The sequence below is a fragment of the Ochrobactrum sp. WV_118_8 genome (assembly GCF_039631535.1).
Lineage (GTDB): Bacteria > Pseudomonadota > Alphaproteobacteria > Rhizobiales > Rhizobiaceae > Brucella > Brucella anthropi.
Map to the genome: position 1 here is coordinate 173,574 of NZ_JBDIUZ010000006.1, position 23,735 is coordinate 197,308.

Sequence of the window (23,735 nt, forward strand, 5' to 3'; positions counted from 1 at the left end):
CATCGGTAGATCTCAAATAGTGTAACGCCCACCCAACACGATCAACTATCAAAGACAAGGAGACGGAAAAATGGCACAGAGAATTTTTTCTGGAGTCCCTTCGGAGGCAATCGCCGGATATGCCAAAGCGGTTATTGATGGAAGCACAATTTATGTTTCGGGGACCACTGGCCGCGATAAAACAACAGGCATATTTCCCCCTGATGCAGCGCAACAGGCCCGTAACGCGCTCGCAGATATCGACAACGTGTTGAAGAAAGCAGGGGCGAGCCTCGCCGATGCCGTAGCAAGCCGAGTGTATGTTACAGATTTTGAGGCCGCCGATGCTGTAACGCCAGTGCTTGGGGAAGTGTTCAAAGACATTCGGCCGACCAGTACGTTCCTAATCTGCCAGATCCCTGCACGCGGTGCGAAAGTGGAGATCGAGATTACAGCTTCAGTCGCTAAGTAAGGCGCCCTTTCATTAAACTAGACTATAGTTCGGAGTAAAATTTCCATCCATTACTTAAAGTCTCAGACGTAGACAAGCGAGGCAAAGCTGGCGTTTGATTGCCAGTCAAGATTCCGGAAAAGATTTAAGACGCGATATTACGCGCGGCTCAATTTGCTAAGATTTCTGCCGAACATAGGGGTTTTTTCATTCGATACGAACTTTCAGCTGCTCCGCTCCATTTATGGGAACAGCGTTACTACTATGATTGAAGAGAAGCCCCTCTCGTTAACCAAAGAGACGCTTTTCAAGATTCCATAATTGCGTATAGAAGCCAAAAACGCGATCACGGACAGGGTCGCGAAGGCTATTCTTACGAACGAAAAAGCTGTGGTGGATGCTAAAACAGAACGACTGCAGGCTGCCCAACTGAAGCGCGACAACAACGAAAAGCGGGGTCGATAAAATTAACCGAAAGCATCGGAAAAGGTTCAAAGAATCTGGCTTTCCGATGAGCCGCTGCGCCAGCCTGAGGAATTGAGATGCTTGAGGCGTGGACAACAGACCGCCGAGAACTAGAACGAGAATTCTGTGACCTTGCGAAAGACATGTGCGATCACCAGTTTGCTTGGACGATTGAGCGCAATAAAGAGCAAGCCTTTAATGCCCTCGTAGCCGGGGCCAGCAACGTCAATGTGGGTGTATGTGGGTGTAACAGATCTCTTAGTCTTTGAAAATATTTGGCTTTTTCTGGTCATCTTCAGATATTTCTGAAATGCTGTGGAGGCGCGCCGGTGCAGCGAAAAACGGGCTAATGCTGGATGACATCCTAGAACGCAATGCGAGGTGTCGAGCGGTAACCTGCCTGGACCCGCAACGCAACGATCGCTGAGCCTTTCTATGAAGCAGTTCGCTGCCGTTATTCACGGTTTTTCTCTACCCAAATCATAAAGCCGATCAAGGCGAGTAGCGCCACCACTATCGTTCCGATAAACCACCAGCTCATTCTTTCTCCTCCTGAAAACATAACTCTTATTGCGCGAGAAAGTTCACGCAGCACGGATAAATAGAAACTCCCGATCAGTAGTGCACACTGACCGGTCCTATTCACCGCAATCGAGTCACGATTCCATCAGCATTGAACGGATTAAAAGGTATCACCTGATCAGAAAATATTGCCCTACACTAGGGGGTATGTAGCTAATGCCCTCGCCTGCTGTCCCAGAAATGCACCGATAGGACTCAAACAAGCGCCACGAGGATTGTCGACCGTACTCAGAAATAGCCCCTCCACTGCTTCCGCGTGAAGGGGCTCGTCATGGACATTGATGAAACTACCTACGGTAGGCTAAGCCGCTCCAAATTCGGCCTTCGTCTCGGTGACGACCACCATGCACTGCTCCGATATAGGCGGCCACTGCGGCAACTAAGGCTGAAGCAGCCAAAAGGAAGGCGCTCAGAATGCCAGCTATTTTGGTCTTCTCAGCAGTCTCCAATGCTTGTGCTTTTGCTTCCTCAAGCGCCTTGCTGGCTTGTTCTTTTGCCTCATCAATCTGCTTTCGCGCTTCATCGAGCTTCCTCTGCGCTTCCGTTCTCACGGTCTGGACCCGCTCGATTGTCTGATTGACGCGATTTTGGGCGTCGGTCTCACTCATTCCCGTTTGAGCCGTAACCTGACGGACGAGCCAAGCTTTATCTTCGTCGGTTATCTGGCCTGTCGAGAGCAGGTTGGAGAAAATGCTGCCTGCCTGTCGGGTGAAATCAGCAGCATTTTGACCCTCCCCACTAGAAGCGGGTGCTCTATCATTTCGCAGCAACGTATCTGTAAAATAGTCGACGGGATTGACCTTCAATCCCTGGGGAAGCATTTGCTCAATGGAGGGTGCTGCTGCTTGCCCAGTGCCTTGGATAATGCCGCCAGCCGCACTGCCAGCCCCAGATATTAGTCCTCCGGCCAATTGGCCAGCTCCTTGCGCCGTTCCTCCAATGACGGTTCCCCTGAGGTCGCATCCCTTCTCTGATCGAGACCTGTAAAGTCAACGACATCGCTCGCCTTACCTTTCTCAAGGCTAGACTAACCACTATCATAAGGGGCATTCCCAAAGTCGACGACCTGTTTCCATGGAACGTCAAGCAAGGACAGCTGCGCTCAGCACCGAACGCTTACTGTGATCGCACGTAGATCGGTTCAAATGTGAAGGTCAAGATCGAGCGATATGATTTTCTGGCAACCACTCTCCTGTGAATTAAAACACCGCGGGAAGCGCTGATGGTCCCTCTTTAAAAAACTTTATGGAACTTATGTCGCCAGCGGGAGTTTCATGTCTGTTACTTAATTCACTGGAGAAATACAATGAAAATCAGAACGTTAGCGTTCTTAAGCGCTTGTATCATCGCGCCTTCGGCTGTGTTCGCTCAGGACACCGGCAAAACCTCTCCGGAAACTCCAGCGGTAGCAACGCCCGATAGCAACAATCCAGACGCGCCGGTTAAGGGTGCCAATAGCTTTACAGAAGATCAGGCCAAATTAAGGATTGAGGAGGCAGGATACACGGGCGTAAGCGGCCTTAAATTGAACGAAGAAAACGGCATCTGGGAAGCCTCTGCCATGAAAGGTGACGAGAAGCTGGACGTCCAGCTTGACTACCAGGGCAATGTCACAAAGAAGCCAATGTGAAGGTTTGGCTTCCGTCCGCCATTTGAACATGGGAGATTTCTATGAAAACCGTTACCGGATTATTTGACACTTATGAAGCAGCCAAGGATGCCGTGGCACGTCTCGAAAACGCTGGGTTCCCGTCAGACGACATTTCCATTGTATCCCACCGCCGCGACGATGACGGTGAGAGTAATGCCGGCTCTGGCGCGGGGGTTGGTGCAGGTCTAGGTGCGGCTGTCGGTGGTGCCGGTGGTCTTTTGACAGGACTTGGGTTGATGGCGATTCCAGGCGTTGGGCCAGTCGTGGCCGCAGGTTGGCTCGCAGCAACATTGACCGGTGCAGTCGGAGGCGCAGTTGTCGGGGGGGTCGCCGGTGGTCTCATCGGAGCGCTCACGGAGAGCGGGGTGTCGGAAGAAGACGCTCACTTATACGCTGAAGGCGTTCGTCGCGGTGGTTCACTTGTGACCGCTCGCATTGCCGATGATCGCGTCGCGGAAGCAGACGCTATTTTAGCCGGTGCCAGCCCGGTGGATATCAATGCGCGACGCAAACTTTATGTAGAGGAAGGCTGGCAAAGATTTGACTCCAATGCCGATCCTTACACCAAAGATGAAATCGAACGGGAACGCAGCCGTTTTCTTTAAAGCTTGAGCGGGCGAAAGCCCGCTCCACCAATGTGCTAGATAATCGTTCACAATTTTTTGCGTCTTACTGCATACAGGATCTCTTTTCGTTGATCTAACCAATGTTACCGATGCAGACTGTTGACGTGAAATACTTCCGTTTCTCCTCTGCCCATGATCCGGGATTATCAATCCCGCGTTTGATAAAACGTGACGTCCGACCGGTTCGACGCGGCGCGGGCACCGGTCCATACTGAGATGAAACTCAACACTATCTGGTACGCCCGTTTTTACTTTCGATCGGGATTTTCTGGTCAAGCGGTTCTGGGGGGTTGTGTCGCAAATTTTCAGCGGGTTAAAGGCAGGCGTATCTCCGGGCGCAATTATGCTGCGAGTTCCGCAAAGACCATGAATGGTGAACAATTGTCGTTTGCGAATTGCCTCTTGCGGATCATATGCGCAACTTCGATACCCGCGATTGTCGCTGCGGCTGAATGAAATGCCTTGAACCCCAACATCTGATTGGTAATCCGCTTGATGAAACGATGGTCCTGTTCAAGAATATTGTTGAGATATTTGATCTGCCGGATTTCAATCATCTTGCTGTAACCTGTGATTTTAAGGATTGTATTTACAGCTTGGGCTCCCGCCAGATTGGCGCCGCTTTTATCAATGACAATCTTGTCTGGAACACCGTTGGCTGCGATGGCTTTCTTGAAGAAACGTCGTGCAGAACCGAGATTTCGGCGTTCGGAGAGCATGAAATCAAGCGTTTGTTCGTCACGATCAACGGCCCGGTACAAATATGTCCATTTGCCTTTGACCTTTAGATAGGTTTCGTCAACACGCCATGAGCCAAGCGTTCGACGCTTACGTCTCTGTGCCTGATCTGCAATCTGTGGCGCGTAACGGACAACCCAGCGGTTCAATGTTGCATGGTCAACGTTCACGCCACGTTCGGCCATGATTTCTTGAAGGTCACGATAGGAAACGGAATAACGAACATAGAAGAACACCGCATAAAGGATGACATTTTTGGGGAAATGAGACCCTTTGAAATCGATCGCCATACCCAGTCACCTCGCCCAATTATGCGCACCGAAGCGACAATAACGCAGCAGAAGTGAAAAATTCGCGACAGAACCTTCCGGCCTGATCCTCTGCGACGAGATCGACCGCGAGCAGGTCCAGCCTTTCGGACCTTATGCGGCGCGCATCGGCGACACGCGGTTTCATGTTTCCGGAGGGCGGCTGGTGCAAACGCCGCTGGAATCCTGAAGCGACGCCGATCATTGCGGCACGAGAACGGATTCTCCATTAAACGGCCGCGCCAAGGGCGCCGCCGCAATATTTAGAATGTCCCTGACAACCAGTCAGCGCCATAACGGCTTGCGGCCTTTCCACATATCCTTCCTTCCCCTGTGCATCCCGGCATGCGGGGTCGCCAACGTTCCGGCCTTCCGTTCAAGCCAAAGCAGTGCTCTCCATCTGAAGAGCCGTTGCGGCATCGGTCGCCTCATCAGGCATGGTACATCGGTATCAGGCCGGATCTGCGAGCGCGGCGGTCGAAGCGGTGCTGATCGGCCTATGGAGTGCGCGACGAGCTGCGCCGCGAACATCTTCATGCCGTCCTGCAATGCGCTGAATCGAGTCTCGTGCCGTCAAAACGATGATCTGACAATTCGTGCGGACAACCCGGCAGGCGTCTCGTTTTCGCGGAAATCCTGGGTTGCCTCCGAAGCCGGGGCGCGGATTGGCAGGCGAAGGGGACGTGGCCGGTGCTCCGCCGGGGCGGTGCGTCTGGCCCTGTCTCATCTGCGACCAGCAAGGATGCTGTTCTGGCCCGGTCTCCATCGGGCTTATGGAAGCACCAACCCCTCCGACTGACTGATCCCCTAAGTCCGTTCTGATTCCTTCCGGCAACCCCCGCGGTTTCCGGCCGTGTTGCCGCGCGGGGCGCGGCTGCCCGCTCCACCCGGACCTTGGGGGTCGAGCCGCCGCCGAAGGCGACGATGCAGGAGTCTCCAGACGGCCTTGGCCGGGTCTCGTCGGAGGGAATGGTTCCTCCGAGAAGCAACGGAGACCGAAAATGCAGAACATCGTCATCCTCGCTGGCAACATCGGCCAAGACCCGGAAACCCGCACCACCCAGGGCGGCACCAGGATCACCCACTTCACCCTCGCGACCTCGCGCCCCCGCTACTCGGAAGGCAAGGTCGTCCGCGACGAAAGGGGCTACCGGGTGCAGGACACCGAATGGCACCGGATCACCGCCTTCAACGGCCTTGGCACGACGATCGAGGAGCATTGCGAAAAGGGCATGAAGGTTCTGGTTCGCGGCCGCATCCACTACACCAAGTGGACCGACCAGCAGGGCAATGACCGCTACGGCTGCGAGATCATCGCGCTGATGCGGGTTACGCAGAGGCTATCACCTGTGCCAAGCGGAACAGCCTTTGGCTTCCAATGATAACGGATAGGCCTTCACAGCTGCGGTGTTAGGAAGGTACAGCTGGCGCGAGAGCTTGAAATTTTTCCTGTATTTGTCGTCCAAATGTCGGCCGTTGCTGGATGGGCTCAGTTCCGCGTGAAACCAACAGTTCCTCCAGCTTCGGCGCGGTCCTCGAGCGGATCAATGTATCACAGGTAGGCAAACTCTTTTTCGAGTTCTCTGATGACGAGCGGTTTCCGAACCAGCCGCACATCGCACGGATATTCATCGCGGAGATTGGCATCCGATCCTGCGACAATGATGAGTTTCAGCGGGCGTAGCCGTCGAAAAACGGTCAGACACTTTTCAAGATCGACGGTGTCGGCATCTATCAATACAACTGCGATATCTTCATCTTCTGACACTGCCCTGCCTGCTTCACCAGGGATATTCGCGAACAGGGCTCGGGCGCCAAAGTTATCCAAAGCCAGATCGTAGTCGATCGCGTATTCCGATTGACGTTCCACAACCAATGCTTTCGGCTTCTTGTCCCGATGATAGTGGTTAGAGGAGACACCCAAGCGGGTTCTGGAAAAACTGAAAGAACGCGCCCGGTGGCTTGCCATCGAACTCTCCATTCGGTTGATTAACGATGAACGCTTCCAGACTCGCTTGGGAGTTCATCTAACTCATCAGATCCACCGTGTGGCGTCTTCCGTCCTGTCATCGCGCGGAAGAATGCCAGCAGCATCTGCTCGCGCGGCATGGCCTGAGCGACATCGCCCTGCACAGCCATACCCGACCATAAAGCGTAAAGGCCTATGCCGATCTGCAACGGAGGCAAGGCCGGCAGAAGATTGTAGCGAATAACGAGATCCTCAATGAGCTCGCAGAACACCCGGTAGCAGGTTGCCTTGGTGGCATTGTGGCGTCTGGCGAATTTGCTGTCCCGGCGGGCATGAAGCTGCAATTCAATCGAGAGCAACGACCATTCCGGTTCAGTCGCCACATAGGCAAGTCGCTCGGTTAGAATTCGAAGCGTTTCGTCGACGTCGTTGCCGGCGGCCTCGCTTAAGATCCGACGCAGGAACGATACCTCCTCCAAAATATGCATCTCCATCAGATCGACAAGAAGATCGTCTTTGCTCGAAAAGTTCGAATAAAATGCGCCTTGCGTGCGCCCTGCTGCGGCGCAGATACTGCGGATCGAGATTGAAGCGACGCCCTCTTCAACAATCGAGGCGTGGGCAGCCTCCAGAAGCCTATCGCGGGTCTGACGCTGGGTCTCTTTTCGGCTCACCGGCATTTTCGATTCCCTCAAAGCAAATGACGCTGGAACTTTTTCGGGGCTCACGGATTTATTGTTCAGATATCAAACGATATCCGAAACTGAACAAAGAGCAAACGCTTTTGTAGCGAAACATTCGAGGCGCCGATTTGAGCGAATACGTCCACTACGGTGAAGATGTCGAGGTCCGAACAGATGATGAGGAAGAACTCACTGCCGAAATCCTCGAGATCATGGCGACGACCAACCGCCGGGCCTTCGATCGGCATCGCCACGCCGTTCGCGATGCACACGCCAAGAGTCACGGCTTCCTAAAGGGCGAACTCGTGGTACCGGACCTTCCCAGCCATCTTCGACAGGGTGTTTTCGCTCGCCCATCCACGTATCCCGTCGTCATCCGTCTATCGTCCGCCCCAGGCGACATTCATTCCGACACCATTCCCGCGCCGCGTGGCATGGCCATCAAGATCATCGGCGTCGAGGGAGAACGGCTGCTTCCACAGGATGCCGGCCGCAACCAAGATTTCCTGCTGGTCAACATTCCAACCCTGAGCTTTGGCACGATCGGCAAATACCGACAGTTGATCGGGCTCCTGGAGAAAAACGCCGACAATCCAGCTTTCCTGCAGCGCGCCATGGCTGGGGTGGCCCGCGGCGTCGAGGCAGCAGTCGAGGCGGTCGGGATCGAACCGGGCGCAACATTGCGCGGGCTCGCCCGCGACAATGATCACCTCCTTGGCGAGACCTATCACTCCATGGCCGCGGTTCGCTTCGGTGACTACATCGCCAAGATCAGCGCCGCGCCGCTGTCGGATAATGTACGTGCATTGACCGGCAAGGATGTCGGGACCGTGGGGGATTCGACCATGCGCGATCTCGTGGTCGAGCATTTCCGAAACGAGGGAGCCGAATACCAGCTGCGCGCCCAACTCTGTCGCGACATCGACAAGATGCCGGTGGAGGATGCGGCCGTTCTATGGCCGGAAGGGCTTTCGCCGCATCAGCCTGTCGCCACGCTACGCATCCCGAAGCAGGACGCGTATTCTCCGGCGCGAAGGGTCTACGGCGACGATGTCCTGTCGTTCAATCCATGGCATGGCGTCAAAGCGCACCAGCCGCTCGGTTCGATCATGCGCGTGCGTATCGCCGCCTATGAACGCTCGACTCAGCGTCGGCACGAATGGAACGCGCAGCCGCGCGTCGAACCGGAAACGATCGGCGAAATCCCGGACTGATACCCCGAACTCAAAACCGTCACGAAAGGAGGCCGCCATGGCCGATACTGAAGACACCCCGCAGATAGACGAAACGCGCCTGCAGGCAATCCGCCGCCGGATCGAGGAAGTGGTGGGCGATGCCCCGCAATTGGCCAAGCTGGCGCTTGAGCAGATGGTCACCAAGCACAATCCCGATCTGAAAGGCACTGCAGGCTCCGCCGGACGGGTCGGGGCCCAATCCGGCAATGTCTCCGAGTTGACCGCCATCGCCAATCTTAAGCCAGGTGGCGCCGATCGACTGCGCCGTATCTTCAACCTCGTGAACGGCAATTTCGATGGCGCGCAGAAAGTCGGCACGTTGCACAATATGCGCTTCGTCTTTTTCGACAACGATACGCGCATCCTGTTCGCGACCGCTTATGACGGTGATTGGGATACCTACATCAACGACTTCGCCACCAAAATTCCGGACCTGATGGACCTGCTTTTCGCCTCGGTCGAGGGCTGGCCTGGCATTGCCAGCCCGAAGGTCAAGGATTTTATCGCCGAGCACCAGATAACTGCGGCCGGCTGGTTCGTCGCCAATCCCCAGGTGACGGTCGTCGATGTCCGACGGCTCCAACGAATGGAGCATGCCGTCAATGAATTCCTGGACAAGGTGGGCTGAACCATGGCGTTATTGCAAAAATTGAAAGAGCGCTTTCGCCGCGACAGCGTGTCGCTTGAACTCGATGACATTCAGGCTTTGATCCTCAGAAGCCGGCCGGAGCCCTATGTCGGTATCCATGCTATGCTGCATTTCGACGAAGCACACGGTGCCCGCGACTTGCTCGGCAGGCTGTCACCCCATATCTCGTCGGCCGACAACTGGAGCGACGATCTGGATTTCTGGATTGGAGCGGCGCTGAGCTTCGAAGGCCTGAAGGCACTAGGACTTCCCGATGCGCAACTGAAGACCTTTCCCCTGCCCTTCCAGCAGGGCATGGCAGCTCGCCGTGAGCAGTTGCGGGATTTCGGCCCGAATGCGCCGGAGAATTGGGAAGACGTGTTCAAGCCGGGCAACTGTCATCTGGCCCTGACCATCTACGCCGTCGACGACGCGGCGCTCGACAAGGCCCTGGCGACGGCGCGCGCGGAACTCGACAAAAGTACCGGCATTACCTTGCTCGGCGAGCATCGCTTTGGCGCCCCGGACGGCGCAAAGAACCCATTTGGCTTCCGGGATTCGATCTCGCAGCCGGCGGTGGCTGGCAGTGGTGTCGATCCGCTACCCGGCGAGGAGAGACCGATCAGGGCTGGCGAGTTCATTCTCGGCTATGAGAGTGAGAATGGCCAGCCGCTGGCCATGCCGGAACCACCGGTTCTCGGTAAGAACGGCACATTTGTGGTCCTGCGCAAGTTCCAAAGCCGCGTCGGCTGCTTCAATGCGTTTCTCAAGTCGCAGGGCGAGACTGCCGAAGAGCGCGAATTCCTCGCGGCAAAAATGTTTGGACGCTGGCGTTCCGGAGCGCCGCTCATTCTGGCGCCAGAACAAGACGATGCGGAACTGGGCGGCGATCCCGAACGCAACAATGACTTCAATTTCAAGGAAGATCCGAAGGGCCGTGTCGTCCCACTCGGCTGTCACATGCGCCGGCTCAATCCGCGCGACTCCGAACTGACGCTGCTGACCGATGTCAATATACACCGGATCATCCGACGCTCGTCGACCTTCGGACCGGTCTATTCGGAGGATGTGACACCGCAGGACGACGCTAAGGGCGATCGCGGGATCTTCTTCATTTTCATCAGCGCGCGTGCGTACGATACCATCGAGTTCATGCAGCAGGAGTGGATCAATCGCGGCAACTTCGTCGATCTCGGTGAAGAGCGCGATCCGATCGTCGGGCTGCATGAAGAAAATGGCCGTTTTACCATCCCGCAGGCGCCGGTCCGCAGGCGGGTGGATGGGGTGCAGACCTTCAACGTCATGAAAGGTGGCGAATACCTGTTCATGCCGAGTCTGTCGGCGCTGAAATGGCTCGCAAACGCTGGATGGGCCACCGGCTCGAAAGAAGATTTCAACAATGACGCGCAAAGTTGATGACCCGGCTCAGCAGCCTGGTATTGAAACCTTCACCTTGCCGGCCAGTGAGATGCAATTTTCAAGGCTGGCATGCGGCCCACGAAATGGAGAAGTCGTTCTGCTCCTTCACGGCTTTCCGCAATTCGCCGACAGCTGGACCGAGGTGATGCTGGAACTGGCAAACGCCGGCTATAGTGCGATCGCCGTCAATCAGCGCGGTTATTCCACAGGCGCTCAGCCGAAAAGAAGGGGCGCCTACACCGTCGATGAACTCGTGGCGGACGTGCTGGGCATTGCCGACGCCCTAGGGTCAAGACCCATTGATTTGTCACGCTGATTGTGATTCAGACGGGCTCGAAGGAGCCTGAATGATGAGTGATCTCTTTTGGCTGACAGACGAGCAAATGGCACGTCTTCAGCCGTATTTCCCTAATAGCCACGGCCGTCCTCGCGTTGATGATCGGCGCGTTCTGAGCGGCATCATCTTCGTCAATCGCAATGGGCTCAGATGGCGCGATGCGCCGAAGGAATATGGCCCCTCCAAGACACTTTATAATCGCTGGAAACGCTGGGGCGACAAGGGCATCTTCCTGCGGATGATGGAAGGTCTGGCAGTGCCTCAAGCTCCAGAGCGCAAGACGATCATGATCGATGCGACCTATCTCAAAGCCCACCGCACGGCTTCCAGCCTGCGGGTAAAAAAGGGGGCGCGGAACGCCTGATTGGACGCACCAAAGGCGGCATGAACACCAAGCTTCATGCTGTAACGGATGCCAACGGTCGCCCGATCAGCTTCTTCATCACGGCAGGTCAGGTCAGCGATTATACCGGTGCAGCCGCCTTGCTTGACGAGCTTCCCGAGGCCCAATGGCTGCTGGCCGACCGTGGCTATGATGCCGACTGGTTTCGCGACGCCCTACAGGAAAAGGGTATCACTCCCTGCATCCCGGGCAGGAAATCCCGAAACAAGACCATTAAATACGACAAACGCCGCTATAAACGCCGCAACCGCATCGAGATCATGTTCGGCCGCATCAAGGACTGGAGGCGCGTCGCTACACGCTATGACAGGTGCCCTATGGTCTTCCTCTCAGCCATCGCACTCGCCGCTACCGTAATCTTCTGGCTGTGATCAATGAGATGCTGTAACGGGGCCTGCGCCACGCCACCGGCTGACGCATCTTGAAATTGCCCGCAGCAAGCTGTCGTTGTTCCCGTATCGGTCTCAATCGGAGGAATATGGGATGAAGCTGTTCATAGGACTGGATGTATCACTGGCGAAGACTGCGGTCTGTGTAATCAATGAGCACGGCAAGATCGTAAAAGAAGCGCAGGTTCTCAGTGATCCCCAAGCGATCGTGGATTTTGCAAACACCCTGGAGGGATCGGTCGCTATCATAGGGCTTGAAGCCGGGCCGCTGTCCCAGTGGCTGCATCGCGGTTTGGCCGATGCCCGGCTGGAAGTTGTTCTGATGGAAACCCGACAGGTGAAGGGTGCTCTGAAGGCAATGCCGATCAAAACGGATCGGCGCGACGCGGAAGGGATTGCCCGACTGCTTCATCTGGGCTGGTTCAGGCCCGTACATTGTAAATCCGTGTCGGCACAGGAAGTTCGTGCACTTCTGTCTGCCCGCAAGGCGATCCAACAAGGCATGATCGCGCTGGAACTGTCATTGCGCGGATTGCTGAGAAACTTCGGCCTGAAGGTCGGCGCCATCTCGCGCGGCCAGTTCGACGCCAGGATCAAACAGTTGGTGGAAGGCAATTCCATGTTGCAAGCAGCGTCCGGACCGATGTTACGCGCGCGCACCAGCCTTCGCCATGAACTGGCGGGACTCGAACGTCAGGTCCGTCTGCTTGCGAAGGACGACGCGGTGTGCCGGCTATTGATGACGATGCCTGGCATCGGGGCGGTCGTCGCCTTAACTTTCCGATCCGCGGTCGATGATCCCGCGCGGTTCTCATCGTCCAAGAAGGTGGGTCCATGGGTCGGCCTTACACCCTCGCGCAACCAGTCCGGTGAGCGCGACGTGATCGGCGGTATTACGCGAGCTGGCGACGCCAATCTGCGAAGAGCCTTGTGTCAGGCGGCTACCGTTATGATACATCGGGGTCGCTCGACATGGCTGAGAAGCTGGGCCGCACAAGTCGCCAAACGCCGAGGTGCAAAGCGTGCGATGGTGGCTTTGGCAAGGCGCATCGGTACCATCCTTCACCGGATGTGGACGGATGGCACCGAATTCTCTTCAGACCGATTGCTCGCCAAGTCGGCCTGAGCCTTCACATCAGAACCATATCGTTGACGTCTGCCTGACCGCAGACCTTCGAGGTCCCAACCGGGACGCGGTTCCGATGATGCCGTGGTCAGGACTGTCGCCGGCCTCTGCCGAGCACGCCAATGAGATGGGCACATCGGAATTACCGCACTGGACCAGCATCATGTTGGCAGCTATCGCGCTGACCACGGACCGAAGCATGAGCCCGGGCGGACCTCAAACGAAGGGCAAAGCAAGTCAGGCAGCGGCGAAAGGGGATCTGTCGGGATTATTTACCGCAATGGCACCATGACGGCGCGGCTGCGGTCGTCACTTTTTGCTTGACTGGAACGGCCCCGTTACCGAAGCACCAGATAACTGCGGCCGGCTGGTTCGTCGCCAATCCCCAGGTGACGGTCGTCGATGTCCGACGGCTCCAACGAATGGAGCATGCCGTCAATGAATTCCTGGACAAGGTGGGCTGAACCATGGCGTTATTGCAAAAATTGAAAGAGCGCTTTCGCCGCGACAGCGTGTCGCTTGAACTCGATGACATTCAGGCTTTGATCCTCAGAAGCCGGCCGGAGCCCTATGTCGGTATCCATGCTATGCTGCATTTCGACGAAGCACACGGTGCCCGCGACTTGCTCGGCAGGCTGTCACCCCATATCTCGTCGGCCGACAACTGGAGCGACGATCTGGATTTCTGGATTGGAGCGGCGCTGAGCTTCGAAGGCCTGAAGGCACTAGGACTTCCCGATGCGCAACTGAAGACCTTTCCCCTGCCCTTCCAGCAGGGCATGGCAGCTCGCCGTGAGCAGTTGCGGGATTTCGGCCCGAATGCGCCGGAGAATTGGGAAGACGTGTTCAAGCCGGGCAACTGTCATCTGGCCCTGACCATCTACGCCGTCGACGACGCGGCGCTCGACAAGGCCCTGGCGACGGCGCGCGCGGAACTCGACAAAAGTACCGGCATTACCTTGCTCGGCGAGCATCGCTTTGGCGCCCCGGACGGCGCAAAGAACCCATTTGGCTTCCGGGATTCGATCTCGCAGCCGGCGGTGGCTGGCAGTGGTGTCGATCCGCTACCCGGCGAGGAGAGACCGATCAGGGCTGGCGAGTTCATTCTCGGCTATGAGAGTGAGAATGGCCAGCCGCTGGCCATGCCGGAACCACCGGTTCTCGGTAAGAACGGCACATTTGTGGTCCTGCGCAAGTTCCAAAGCCGCGTCGGCTGCTTCAATGCGTTTCTCAAGTCGCAGGGCGAGACTGCCGAAGAGCGCGAATTCCTCGCGGCAAAAATGTTTGGACGCTGGCGTTCCGGAGCGCCGCTCATTCTGGCGCCAGAACAAGACGATGCGGAACTGGGCGGCGATCCCGAACGCAACAATGACTTCAATTTCAAGGAAGATCCGAAGGGCCGTGTCGTCCCACTCGGCTGTCACATGCGCCGGCTCAATCCGCGCGACTCCGAACTGACGCTGCTGACCGATGTCAATATACACCGGATCATCCGACGCTCGTCGACCTTCGGACCGGTCTATTCGGAGGATGTGACACCGCAGGACGACGCTAAGGGCGATCGCGGGATCTTCTTCATTTTCATCAGCGCGCGTGCGTACGATACCATCGAGTTCATGCAGCAGGAGTGGATCAATCGCGGCAACTTCGTCGATCTCGGTGAAGAGCGCGATCCGATCGTCGGGCTGCATGAAGAAAATGGCCGTTTTACCATCCCGCAGGCGCCGGTCCGCAGGCGGGTGGATGGGGTGCAGACCTTCAACGTCATGAAAGGTGGCGAATACCTGTTCATGCCGAGTCTGTCGGCGCTGAAATGGCTCGCAAACGCTGGATGGGCCACCGGCTCGAAAGAAGATTTCAACAATGACGCGCAAAGTTGATGACCCGGCTCAGCAGCCTGGTATTGAAACCTTCACCTTGCCGGCCAGTGAGATGCAATTTTCAAGGCTGGCATGCGGCCCACGAAATGGAGAAGTCGTTCTGCTCCTTCACGGCTTTCCGCAATTCGCCGACAGCTGGACCGAGGTGATGCTGGAACTGGCAAACGCCGGCTATAGTGCGATCGCCGTCAATCAGCGCGGTTATTCCACAGGCGCTCAGCCGAAAAGAAGGGGCGCCTACACCGTCGATGAACTCGTGGCGGACGTGCTGGGCATTGCCGACGCCCTAGGGTCAAGACCCATTGATTTGTCACGCTGATTGTGATTCAGACGGGCTCGAAGGAGCCTGAATGATGAGTGATCTCTTTTGGCTGACAGACGAGCAAATGGCACGTCTTCAGCCGTATTTCCCTAATAGCCACGGCCGTCCTCGCGTTGATGATCGGCGCGTTCTGAGCGGCATCATCTTCGTCAATCGCAATGGGCTCAGATGGCGCGATGCGCCGAAGGAATATGGCCCCTCCAAGACACTTTATAATCGCTGGAAACGCTGGGGCGACAAGGGCATCTTCCTGCGGATGATGGAAGGTCTGGCAGTGCCTCAAGCTCCAGAGCGCAAGACGATCATGATCGATGCGACCTATCTCAAAGCCCACCGCACGGCTTCCAGCCTGCGGGTAAAAAAGGGGGCGCGGAACGCCTGATTGGACGCACCAAAGGCGGCATGAACACCAAGCTTCATGCTGTAACGGATGCCAACGGTCGCCCGATCAGCTTCTTCATCACGGCAGGTCAGGTCAGCGATTATACCGGTGCAGCCGCCTTGCTTGACGAGCTTCCCGAGGCCCAATGGCTGCTGGCCGACCGTGGCTATGATGCCGACTGGTTTCGCGACGCCCTACAGGAAAAGGGTATCACTCCCTGCATCCCGGGCAGGAAATCCCGAAACAAGACCATTAAATACGACAAACGCCGCTATAAACGCCGCAACCGCATCGAGATCATGTTCGGCCGCATCAAGGACTGGAGGCGCGTCGCTACACGCTATGACAGGTGCCCTATGGTCTTCCTCTCAGCCATCGCACTCGCCGCTACCGTAATCTTCTGGCTGTGATCAATGAGATGCTGTAACGGGGCCTGCGCCACGCCACCGGCTGACGCATCTTGAAATTGCCCGCAGCAAGCTGTCGTTGTTCCCGTATCGGTCTCAATCGGAGGAATATGGGATGAAGCTGTTCATAGGACTGGATGTATCACTGGCGAAGACTGCGGTCTGTGTAATCAATGAGCACGGCAAGATCGTAAAAGAAGCGCAGGTTCTCAGTGATCCCCAAGCGATCGTGGATTTTGCAAACACCCTGGAGGGATCGGTCGCTATCATAGGGCTTGAAGCCGGGCCGCTGTCCCAGTGGCTGCATCGCGGTTTGGCCGATGCCCGGCTGGAAGTTGTTCTGATGGAAACCCGACAGGTGAAGGGTGCTCTGAAGGCAATGCCGATCAAAACGGATCGGCGCGACGCGGAAGGGATTGCCCGACTGCTTCATCTGGGCTGGTTCAGGCCCGTACATTGTAAATCCGTGTCGGCACAGGAAGTTCGTGCACTTCTGTCTGCCCGCAAGGCGATCCAACAAGGCATGATCGCGCTGGAACTGTCATTGCGCGGATTGCTGAGAAACTTCGGCCTGAAGGTCGGCGCCATCTCGCGCGGCCAGTTCGACGCCAGGATCAAACAGTTGGTGGAAGGCAATTCCATGTTGCAAGCAGCGTCCGGACCGATGTTACGCGCGCGCACCAGCCTTCGCCATGAACTGGCGGGACTCGAACGTCAGGTCCGTCTGCTTGCGAAGGACGACGCGGTGTGCCGGCTATTGATGACGATGCCTGGCATCGGGGCGGTCGTCGCCTTAACTTTCCGATCCGCGGTCGATGATCCCGCGCGGTTCTCATCGTCCAAGAAGGTGGGTCCATGGGTCGGCCTTACACCCTCGCGCAACCAGTCCGGTGAGCGCGACGTGATCGGCGGTATTACGCGAGCTGGCGACGCCAATCTGCGAAGAGCCTTGTGTCAGGCGGCTACCGTTATGATACATCGGGGTCGCTCGACATGGCTGAGAAGCTGGGCCGCACAAGTCGCCAAACGCCGAGGTGCAAAGCGTGCGATGGTGGCTTTGGCAAGGCGCATCGGTACCATCCTTCACCGGATGTGGACGGATGGCACCGAATTCTCTTCAGACCGATTGCTCGCCAAGTCGGCCTGAGCCTTCACATCAGAACCATATCGTTGACGTCTGCCTGACCGCAGACCTTCGAGGTCCCAACCGGGACGCGGTTCCGATGATGCCGTGGTCAGGACTGTCGCCGGCCTCTGCCGAGCACGCCAATGAGATGGGCACATCGGAATTACCGCACTGGACCAGCATCATGTTGGCAGCTATCGCGCTGACCACGGACCGAAGCATGAGCCCGGGCGGACCTCAAACGAAGGGCAAAGCAAGTCAGGCAGCGGCGAAAGGGGATCTGTCGGGATTATTTACCGCAATGGCACCATGACGGCGCGGCTGCGGTCGTCACTTTTTGCTTGACTGGAACGGCCCCGTTACCGAAGCACCAGATAACTGCGGCCGGCTGGTTCGTCGCCAATCCCCAGGTGACGGTCGTCGATGTCCGACGGCTCCAACGAATGGAGCATGCCGTCAATGAATTCCTGGACAAGGTGGGCTGAACCATGGCGTTATTGCAAAAATTGAAAGAGCGCTTTCGCCGCGACAGCGTGTCGCTTGAACTCGATGACATTCAGGCTTTGATCCTCAGAAGCCGGCCGGAGCCCTATGTCGGTATCCATGCTATGCTGCATTTCGACGAAGCACACGGTGCCCGCGACTTGCTCGGCAGGCTGTCACCCCATATCTCGTCGGCCGACAACTGGAGCGACGATCTGGATTTCTGGATTGGAGCGGCGCTGAGCTTCGAAGGCCTGAAGGCACTAGGACTTCCCGATGCGCAACTGAAGACCTTTCCCCTGCCCTTCCAGCAGGGCATGGCAGCTCGCCGTGAGCAGTTGCGGGATTTCGGCCCGAATGCGCCGGAGAATTGGGAAGACGTGTTCAAGCCGGGCAACTGTCATCTGGCCCTGACCATCTACGCCGTCGACGACGCGGCGCTCGACAAGGCCCTGGCGACGGCGCGCGCGGAACTCGACAAAAGTACCGGCATTACCTTGCTCGGCGAGCATCGCTTTGGCGCCCCGGACGGCGCAAAGAACCCATTTGGCTTCCGGGATTCGATCTCGCAGCCGGCGGTGGCTGGCAGTGGTGTCGATCCGCTACCCGGCGAGGAGAGACCGATCAGGGCTGGCGAGTTCATTCTCGGCTATGAGAGTGAGAATGGCCAGCCGCTGGCCATGCCGGAACCACCGGTTCTCGGTAAGAACGGCACATTTGTGGTCCTGCGCAAGTTCCAAAGCCGCGTCGGCTGCTTCAATGCGTTTCTCAAGTCGCAGGGCGAGACTGCCGAAGAGCGCGAATTCCTCGCGGCAAAAATGTTTGGACGCTGGCGTTCCGGAGCGCCGCTCATTCTGGCGCCAGAACAAGACGATGCGGAACTGGGCGGCGATCCCGAACGCAACAATGACTTCAATTTCAAGGAAGATCCGAAGGGCCGTGTCGTCCCACTCGGCTGTCACATGCGCCGGCTCAATCCGCGCGACTCCGAACTGACGCTGCTGACCGATGTCAATATACACCGGATCATCCGACGCTCGTCGACCTTCGGACCGGTCTATTCGGAGGATGTGACACCGCAGGACGACGCTAAGGGCGATCGCGGGATCTTCTTCATTTTCATCAGCGCGCGTGCGTACGATACCATCGAGTTCATGCAGCAGGAGTGGATCAATCGCGGCAACTTCGTCGATCTCGGTGAAGAGCGCGATCCGATCGTCGGGCTGCATGAAGAAAATGGCCGTTTTACCATCCCGCAGGCGCCGGTCCGCAGGCGGGTGGATGGGGTGCAGACCTTCAACGTCATGAAAGGTGGCGAATACCTGTTCATGCCGAGTCTGTCGGCGCTGAAATGGCTCGCAAACGCTGGATGGGCCACCGGCTCGAAAGAAGATTTCAACAATGACGCGCAAAGTTGATGACCCGGCTCAGCAGCCTGGTATTGAAACCTTCACCTTGCCGGCCAGTGAGATGCAATTTTCAAGGCTGGCATGCGGCCCACGAAATGGAGAAGTCGTTCTGCTCCTTCACGGCTTTCCGCAATTCGCCGACAGCTGGACCGAGGTGATGCTGGAACTGGCAAACGCCGGCTATAGTGCGATCGCCGTCAATCAGCGCGGTTATTCCACAGGCGCTCAGCCGAAAAGAAGGGGCGCCTACACCGTCGATGAACTCGTGGCGGACGTGCTGGGCATTGCCGACGCCCTAGGGTCAAGACCCATTGATTTGTCACGCTGATTGTGATTCAGACGGGCTCGAAGGAGCCTGAATGATGAGTGATCTCTTTTGGCTGACAGACGAGCAAATGGCACGTCTTCAGCCGTATTTCCCTAATAGCCACGGCCGTCCTCGCGTTGATGATCGGCGCGTTCTGAGCGGCATCATCTTCGTCAATCGCAATGGGCTCAGATGGCGCGATGCGCCGAAGGAATATGGCCCCTCCAAGACACTTTATAATCGCTGGAAACGCTGGGGCGACAAGGGCATCTTCCTGCGGATGATGGAAGGTCTGGCAGTGCCTCAAGCTCCAGAGCGCAAGACGATCATGATCGATGCGACCTATCTCAAAGCCCACCGCACGGCTTCCAGCCTGCGGGTAAAAAAGGGGGCGCGGAACGCCTGATTGGACGCACCAAAGGCGGCATGAACACCAAGCTTCATGCTGTAACGGATGCCAACGGTCGCCCGATCAGCTTCTTCATCACGGCAGGTCAGGTCAGCGATTATACCGGTGCAGCCGCCTTGCTTGACGAGCTTCCCGAGGCCCAATGGCTGCTGGCCGACCGTGGCTATGATGCCGACTGGTTTCGCGACGCCCTACAGGAAAAGGGTATCACTCCCTGCATCCCGGGCAGGAAATCCCGAAACAAGACCATTAAATACGACAAACGCCGCTATAAACGCCGCAACCGCATCGAGATCATGTTCGGCCGCATCAAGGACTGGAGGCGCGTCGCTACACGCTATGACAGGTGCCCTATGGTCTTCCTCTCAGCCATCGCACTCGCCGCTACCGTAATCTTCTGGCTGTGATCAATGAGATGCTGTAACGGGGCCTGCGCCACGCCACCGGCTGACGCATCTTGAAATTGCCCGCAGCAAGCTGTCGTTGTTCCCGTATCGGTCTCAATCGGAGGAATATGGGATGAAGCTGTTCATAGGACTGGATGTATCACTGGCGAAGACTGCGGTCTGTGTAATCAATGAGCACGGCAAGATCGTAAAAGAAGCGCAGGTTCTCAGTGATCCCCAAGCGATCGTGGATTTTGCAAACACCCTGGAGGGATCGGTCGCTATCATAGGGCTTGAAGCCGGGCCGCTGTCCCAGTGGCTGCATCGCGGTTTGGCCGATGCCCGGCTGGAAGTTGTTCTGATGGAAACCCGACAGGTGAAGGGTGCTCTGAAGGCAATGCCGATCAAAACGGATCGGCGCGACGCGGAAGGGATTGCCCGACTGCTTCATCTGGGCTGGTTCAGGCCCGTACATTGTAAATCCGTGTCGGCACAGGAAGTTCGTGCACTTCTGTCTGCCCGCAAGGCGATCCAACAAGGCATGATCGCGCTGGAACTGTCATTGCGCGGATTGCTGAGAAACTTCGGCCTGAAGGTCGGCGCCATCTCGCGCGGCCAGTTCGACGCCAGGATCAAACAGTTGGTGGAAGGCAATTCCATGTTGCAAGCAGCGTCCGGACCGATGTTACGCGCGCGCACCAGCCTTCGCCATGAACTGGCGGGACTCGAACGTCAGGTCCGTCTGCTTGCGAAGGACGACGCGGTGTGCCGGCTATTGATGACGATGCCTGGCATCGGGGCGGTCGTCGCCTTAACTTTCCGATCCGCGGTCGATGATCCCGCGCGGTTCTCATCGTCCAAGAAGGTGGGTCCATGGGTCGGCCTTACACCCTCGCGCAACCAGTCCGGTGAGCGCGACGTGATCGGCGGTATTACGCGAGCTGGCGACGCCAATCTGCGAAGAGCCTTGTGTCAGGCGGCTACCGTTATGATACATCGGGGTCGCTCGACATGGCTGAGAAGCTGGGCCGCACAAGTCGCCAAACGCCGAGGTGCAAAGCGTGCGATGGTGGCTTTGGCAAGGCGCATCGGTACCATCCTTCACCGGATGTGGACGGATGGCACCGAATTCTCTTCAGACCGATTGCTCGCCAAGTCGGCCTGAGCCTTCACATCAGAACCATATCGTTGACGTCTGCCTGACCGCAGACCTTCGAGGTCCCAACCGGGACGCGGTTCCGATGATGCCGTGGTCAGGACTGTCGCCGGCCTCTGCCGAGCACGCCAATGAGATGGGCACATCGGAATTACCGCACTGGACCAGCATCATGTTGGCAGCTATCGCGCTGACCACGGACCGAAGCATGAGCCCGGGCGGACCTCAAACGAAGGGCAAAGCAAGTCAGGCAGCGGCGAAAGGGGATCTGTCGGGATTATTTACCGCAATGGCACCATGACGGCGCGGCTGCGGTCGTCACTTTTTGCTTGACTGGAACGGCCCCGTTACCGAAGTCCTGACCCTAAAGACGCTTATTCCGATTATACTTGTGAACTTCGCGTGCTTGTGCCGCGATCAACATCGCCTTCAGCGCGGAAATATAGCGAGAAGATCGGCAGCCTTCAATGCTCGAAGTCAATCAAGTCCTGCAACGCTTCGCCGGAGGCCCACCCGTTCGAGCCATAGTGCCGGACCAGGCGGTCATCGACCCGCGGGACTCAGTGAGACAGCGGAAAACAGGGTTTGATCCGACACATCGGTGCCTCCGACCGCGACAGGACACCACTCGTAGCAAAAGCCTCATTGCGATCCGAGTGAATCAAAGGCGATTGATATCTGCAAATAGGTCCTGAGCCTAGGCGTTCTAAATGAAACCGTCGATAGGCTTCGTCATCCTGCCCAATAGCATCATCGCATATATCTCTATGGTTGGGAGTTTTGCTTTGTATGTTGACCAAGCGCGGCACCGCCTAAGCGGTCTGGATTAGCGTTATTGGCGCCATCCATCTTTTAGGGTCATGCCGATTTTCGCAGGCGTTCACGGCCGGTGCGCGCGCTGGCCCGTGACCGATAGAGTTCAGCGATCAAAACCGGTTTGCGGATCAAGCGGATAAATCGGCCGCGCCAGCCTGGTAAAGGAGTAATTATCAAAGTTCGAGCTGGTGACGCCGAAACTTGCACATTCGATTGTGGCGCGGCTCAGCGGTTCGAATACCGGACGGCAATACATGCGCGACTTTAGGATCAGGAAACGTGCCGCTAGAGGATCGATATCGGTCGAGGTGAAAACGCCCAGGTCCCATGGCTCGTGCGGACGCTCGGTAATGAGTATGATGGCATCCGCGGTGACAAACTTCACGGCCTTGCCCATCCGGCAAACTTGCCCGGTGTAAATCGGCCCGGAGACGATATATTGGCCGTCGCTCACGGCCCCGACCCGTCCGAAAAGGCGCAAAGGCGGCTCCATTCGATCAAACCCTTCGGCCTGCAGCCGGTTGCCGAGATCAATCTTCATTTGCGCACCGACGCCCGCTTCCGTCAATTGCCGTACGGTTTCTGGGTCGCAAATCGGACCAGCCACGATTCCGGCCATGCCTCGTGCCAGCGCAGACCTTAATACATCGACATTGTCGCAGGTGCCCCCCGACATGCAATTGTCGCCATGGTCCAGTAGAAGTACCGGCCCGGTTCCGGGGCTTGAAGCGGCCTTGACCGCCCGAGCAAGCGAATCCTGTAAGGGTTCCTCCCGATAGACCAATTCCTCGCGGCGCTGCCAGGCGGCTTGGGCAATGTCTCTCGCCACCTCTTGCCCCACGGCCGGTTCATTTGCCACCACCACCACGGACAAACCGGTTTCGGCAATATCGGCGATAGGAAACCCGCCAAACACAGTGACCGCCAGCACGCCGTCGCGGCGCTCTGCTTGTCTGGCCAAATCAACCAGATCGGTCATGGCGCAGTCGTTATTGGTATTCATGCACAGGGTTGACGCCAGCATCGGCGGATGGCACATGACCTGATACGGACGCATACCGCGCTCCAACATGGCGTCCATGATCCTGACGACATGTTCGCCGGTAGCATACATGTCCACATGTGGATAGGTTTTGAAGCCAACGATGCAATCACTGTTGACGATGATTGCCGGCGTGATATTGCCATGCATATCAAGTGCAACGCCGATAGGCGTTGATGGAGCCACCTGCCGGATCCGGGCCAGCAATTCACCTTCGCCGTCATCATGGCTTTTCGTCACCATGGCGCCATGCAGATCTAGCAGCACCGCGTCGCAGCCCCTTGCCACTGCTGCGACAATCGCGCCGGCCATCGTCTCAAATGCGTCGTCGTCAACCGTGCCGCTCGGATTGGCTGTTGCAGCGAGCGGAATCACCATTTCGGCTTTTATTTTCGTGGCATAGGCGATGAATGCGCCCAGCGCGGTGTTACTACCTCGTCCGAATGCAAGCGCTGCCTCGCCCCATTGGGGATCGAATGACGCCAGCGGCGTCGCGACCGGCGAAAAAGTATTGGTCTCATGATTGAGGCGGGCAATGACCAGTCGCATGAAATTCACTCTCTCAGTTAGGTTACATTCCGGCTGGAACCCGACGTAGCGCGCCCAGCTGTACAATCTTTG

At 57.1% G+C, this 23,735-nt stretch carries 24 protein-coding genes; 18 read left to right on the forward strand and 6 right to left on the reverse strand.

Features of this window, described 5'->3' with window-relative positions; genetic code table 11:
• Positions 1–70 precede the first annotated feature (70 nt).
• Positions 71–451: a RidA family protein gene (locus tag ABDF71_RS26670; RefSeq protein ID WP_011983068.1), complete on the forward strand. Its 381-nt coding sequence runs from the start codon at positions 71–73 to the stop codon at positions 449–451.
• Between the two features lie 898 nt (positions 452–1,349).
• On the opposite strand, the gene ABDF71_RS26675 is transcribed toward ABDF71_RS26670, so the two are convergent.
• Together ABDF71_RS26675 and ABDF71_RS26680 are read right to left on the reverse strand one after the other, a co-directional pair.
• The gene (locus tag ABDF71_RS26675; protein WP_162762723.1) at positions 1,350–1,490 is read right to left on the reverse strand and encodes a hypothetical protein; all 141 of its coding nucleotides are present in this window, start codon (positions 1,488–1,490) and stop codon (positions 1,350–1,352) included.
• A gap of 274 nt (positions 1,491–1,764) precedes the next feature.
• Positions 1,765–2,388: an ATP synthase subunit B family protein gene (locus ABDF71_RS26680; RefSeq protein ID WP_151649014.1), complete on the reverse strand. Its 624-nt coding sequence runs from the start codon at positions 2,386–2,388 to the stop codon at positions 1,765–1,767.
• Positions 2,389–2,783: 395 nt separating this feature from the next.
• On the opposite strand from ABDF71_RS26680, the gene ABDF71_RS26685 reads away from it, so the two are divergent.
• Together ABDF71_RS26685 and ABDF71_RS26690 are read left to right on the forward strand one after the other, a co-directional pair.
• Positions 2,784–3,107: a PepSY domain-containing protein gene (locus ABDF71_RS26685; protein WP_151649018.1), complete on the forward strand. Its 324-nt coding sequence runs from the start codon at positions 2,784–2,786 to the stop codon at positions 3,105–3,107.
• 41 nt (positions 3,108–3,148) lie between these two features.
• Positions 3,149–3,733 carry a general stress protein gene (locus tag ABDF71_RS26690; RefSeq protein WP_011982984.1) on the forward strand — a complete coding sequence of 195 codons (585 nt, stop codon included), beginning with the start codon at positions 3,149–3,151 and terminating at the stop codon, positions 3,731–3,733.
• Positions 3,734–4,095: 362 nt separating this feature from the next.
• Here the strand turns inward: ABDF71_RS26690 and ABDF71_RS26695 are convergent, their stop codons facing one another.
• The gene (locus ABDF71_RS26695) at positions 4,096–4,782 is read right to left on the reverse strand and encodes an IS6 family transposase (protein WP_151610699.1); all 687 of its coding nucleotides are present in this window, start codon (positions 4,780–4,782) and stop codon (positions 4,096–4,098) included.
• 1,019 nt (positions 4,783–5,801) lie between these two features.
• On the opposite strand from ABDF71_RS26695, the gene ABDF71_RS26700 reads away from it, so the two are divergent.
• Positions 5,802–6,182, forward strand: a complete 381-nt coding sequence (locus ABDF71_RS26700; RefSeq protein ID WP_210250265.1) for a single-stranded DNA-binding protein — start codon at positions 5,802–5,804, stop codon at positions 6,180–6,182.
• Between the two features lie 170 nt (positions 6,183–6,352).
• On the opposite strand, the gene ABDF71_RS26705 is transcribed toward ABDF71_RS26700, so the two are convergent.
• Entirely contained in the window at positions 6,353–6,769 is a 417-nt protein-coding gene (locus tag ABDF71_RS26705) for a hypothetical protein (protein ID WP_151610700.1), read from the reverse strand.
• Between the two features lie 20 nt (positions 6,770–6,789).
• On the reverse strand, positions 6,790–7,449 hold the full coding sequence (locus ABDF71_RS26710) for a TetR/AcrR family transcriptional regulator (RefSeq protein WP_151610701.1): 660 nt from the start codon (positions 7,447–7,449) through the stop codon (positions 6,790–6,792).
• 131 nt (positions 7,450–7,580) lie between these two features.
• On the opposite strand from ABDF71_RS26710, the gene ABDF71_RS26715 reads away from it, so the two are divergent.
• From ABDF71_RS26715 to ABDF71_RS26780, 14 genes are all read left to right on the forward strand, one after another.
• The gene (locus tag ABDF71_RS26715) at positions 7,581–8,666 is read left to right on the forward strand and encodes a catalase family protein (RefSeq protein WP_192799581.1); all 1,086 of its coding nucleotides are present in this window, start codon (positions 7,581–7,583) and stop codon (positions 8,664–8,666) included.
• Positions 8,667–8,703: 37 nt separating this feature from the next.
• Positions 8,704–9,315, forward strand: a complete 612-nt coding sequence (locus ABDF71_RS26720) for a hypothetical protein (RefSeq protein ID WP_142174102.1) — start codon at positions 8,704–8,706, stop codon at positions 9,313–9,315.
• 3 nt (positions 9,316–9,318) lie between these two features.
• Positions 9,319–10,731: a Dyp-type peroxidase gene (locus tag ABDF71_RS26725; RefSeq protein ID WP_151610702.1), complete on the forward strand. Its 1,413-nt coding sequence runs from the start codon at positions 9,319–9,321 to the stop codon at positions 10,729–10,731.
• Positions 10,715–11,050, forward strand: a complete 336-nt coding sequence (locus ABDF71_RS26730; protein ID WP_210250264.1) for an alpha/beta fold hydrolase — start codon at positions 10,715–10,717, stop codon at positions 11,048–11,050. The genes ABDF71_RS26725 and ABDF71_RS26730 overlap by 17 nt, the downstream gene beginning before the upstream one ends.
• 34 nt (positions 11,051–11,084) lie before the next feature.
• Positions 11,085–11,845, forward strand: a protein-coding gene (locus ABDF71_RS26735; protein ID WP_086000526.1) for an IS5 family transposase whose coding sequence is annotated in 2 segments (ribosomal slippage) — positions 11,085–11,409 and positions 11,409–11,845 — 762 coding nt in all. Because the reading frame shifts where the segments join, the coding sequence is not laid out codon by codon here.
• 112 nt (positions 11,846–11,957) lie between these two features.
• Positions 11,958–12,989, forward strand: coding sequence for an IS110 family RNA-guided transposase (locus ABDF71_RS26740; RefSeq protein ID WP_011983025.1), 1,032 nt, complete (start codon positions 11,958–11,960; stop codon positions 12,987–12,989).
• A 467-nt stretch (positions 12,990–13,456) separates the two neighbouring features.
• Positions 13,457–14,869: a Dyp-type peroxidase gene (locus tag ABDF71_RS26745; RefSeq protein ID WP_151610702.1), complete on the forward strand. Its 1,413-nt coding sequence runs from the start codon at positions 13,457–13,459 to the stop codon at positions 14,867–14,869.
• Entirely contained in the window at positions 14,853–15,188 is a 336-nt protein-coding gene (locus ABDF71_RS26750; protein WP_210250264.1) for an alpha/beta fold hydrolase, read from the forward strand. Before ABDF71_RS26745 ends, ABDF71_RS26750 begins: the two co-directional genes overlap by 17 nt.
• Before the next feature lie 34 nt (positions 15,189–15,222).
• Positions 15,223–15,983, forward strand: a protein-coding gene (locus tag ABDF71_RS26755; protein WP_086000526.1) for an IS5 family transposase whose coding sequence is annotated in 2 segments (ribosomal slippage) — positions 15,223–15,547 and positions 15,547–15,983 — 762 coding nt in all. Because the reading frame shifts where the segments join, the coding sequence is not laid out codon by codon here.
• A gap of 112 nt (positions 15,984–16,095) precedes the next feature.
• Entirely contained in the window at positions 16,096–17,127 is a 1,032-nt protein-coding gene (locus ABDF71_RS26760) for an IS110 family RNA-guided transposase (RefSeq protein WP_011983025.1), read from the forward strand.
• A gap of 467 nt (positions 17,128–17,594) precedes the next feature.
• Positions 17,595–19,007: a Dyp-type peroxidase gene (locus ABDF71_RS26765; RefSeq protein ID WP_151610702.1), complete on the forward strand. Its 1,413-nt coding sequence runs from the start codon at positions 17,595–17,597 to the stop codon at positions 19,005–19,007.
• Positions 18,991–19,326 (forward strand): alpha/beta fold hydrolase, encoded by a 336-nt coding sequence (locus ABDF71_RS26770; protein ID WP_210250264.1) that lies wholly within the window; start codon positions 18,991–18,993, stop codon positions 19,324–19,326. Before ABDF71_RS26765 ends, ABDF71_RS26770 begins: the two co-directional genes overlap by 17 nt.
• Before the next feature lie 34 nt (positions 19,327–19,360).
• Positions 19,361–20,121, forward strand: a protein-coding gene (locus ABDF71_RS26775) for an IS5 family transposase (RefSeq protein ID WP_086000526.1) whose coding sequence is annotated in 2 segments (ribosomal slippage) — positions 19,361–19,685 and positions 19,685–20,121 — 762 coding nt in all. Because the reading frame shifts where the segments join, the coding sequence is not laid out codon by codon here.
• Between the two features lie 112 nt (positions 20,122–20,233).
• Complete coding sequence (locus tag ABDF71_RS26780) at positions 20,234–21,265, forward strand: IS110 family RNA-guided transposase (RefSeq protein ID WP_011983025.1); 1,032 nt, start codon at positions 20,234–20,236, stop codon at positions 21,263–21,265.
• A gap of 910 nt (positions 21,266–22,175) precedes the next feature.
• Here ABDF71_RS26780 and ABDF71_RS26785 read toward each other — a convergent pair.
• Complete coding sequence (locus ABDF71_RS26785; RefSeq protein ID WP_151610691.1) at positions 22,176–23,663, reverse strand: M81 family metallopeptidase; 1,488 nt, start codon at positions 23,661–23,663, stop codon at positions 22,176–22,178.
• Between the last annotated feature and the right edge of the window lie 72 nt (positions 23,664–23,735).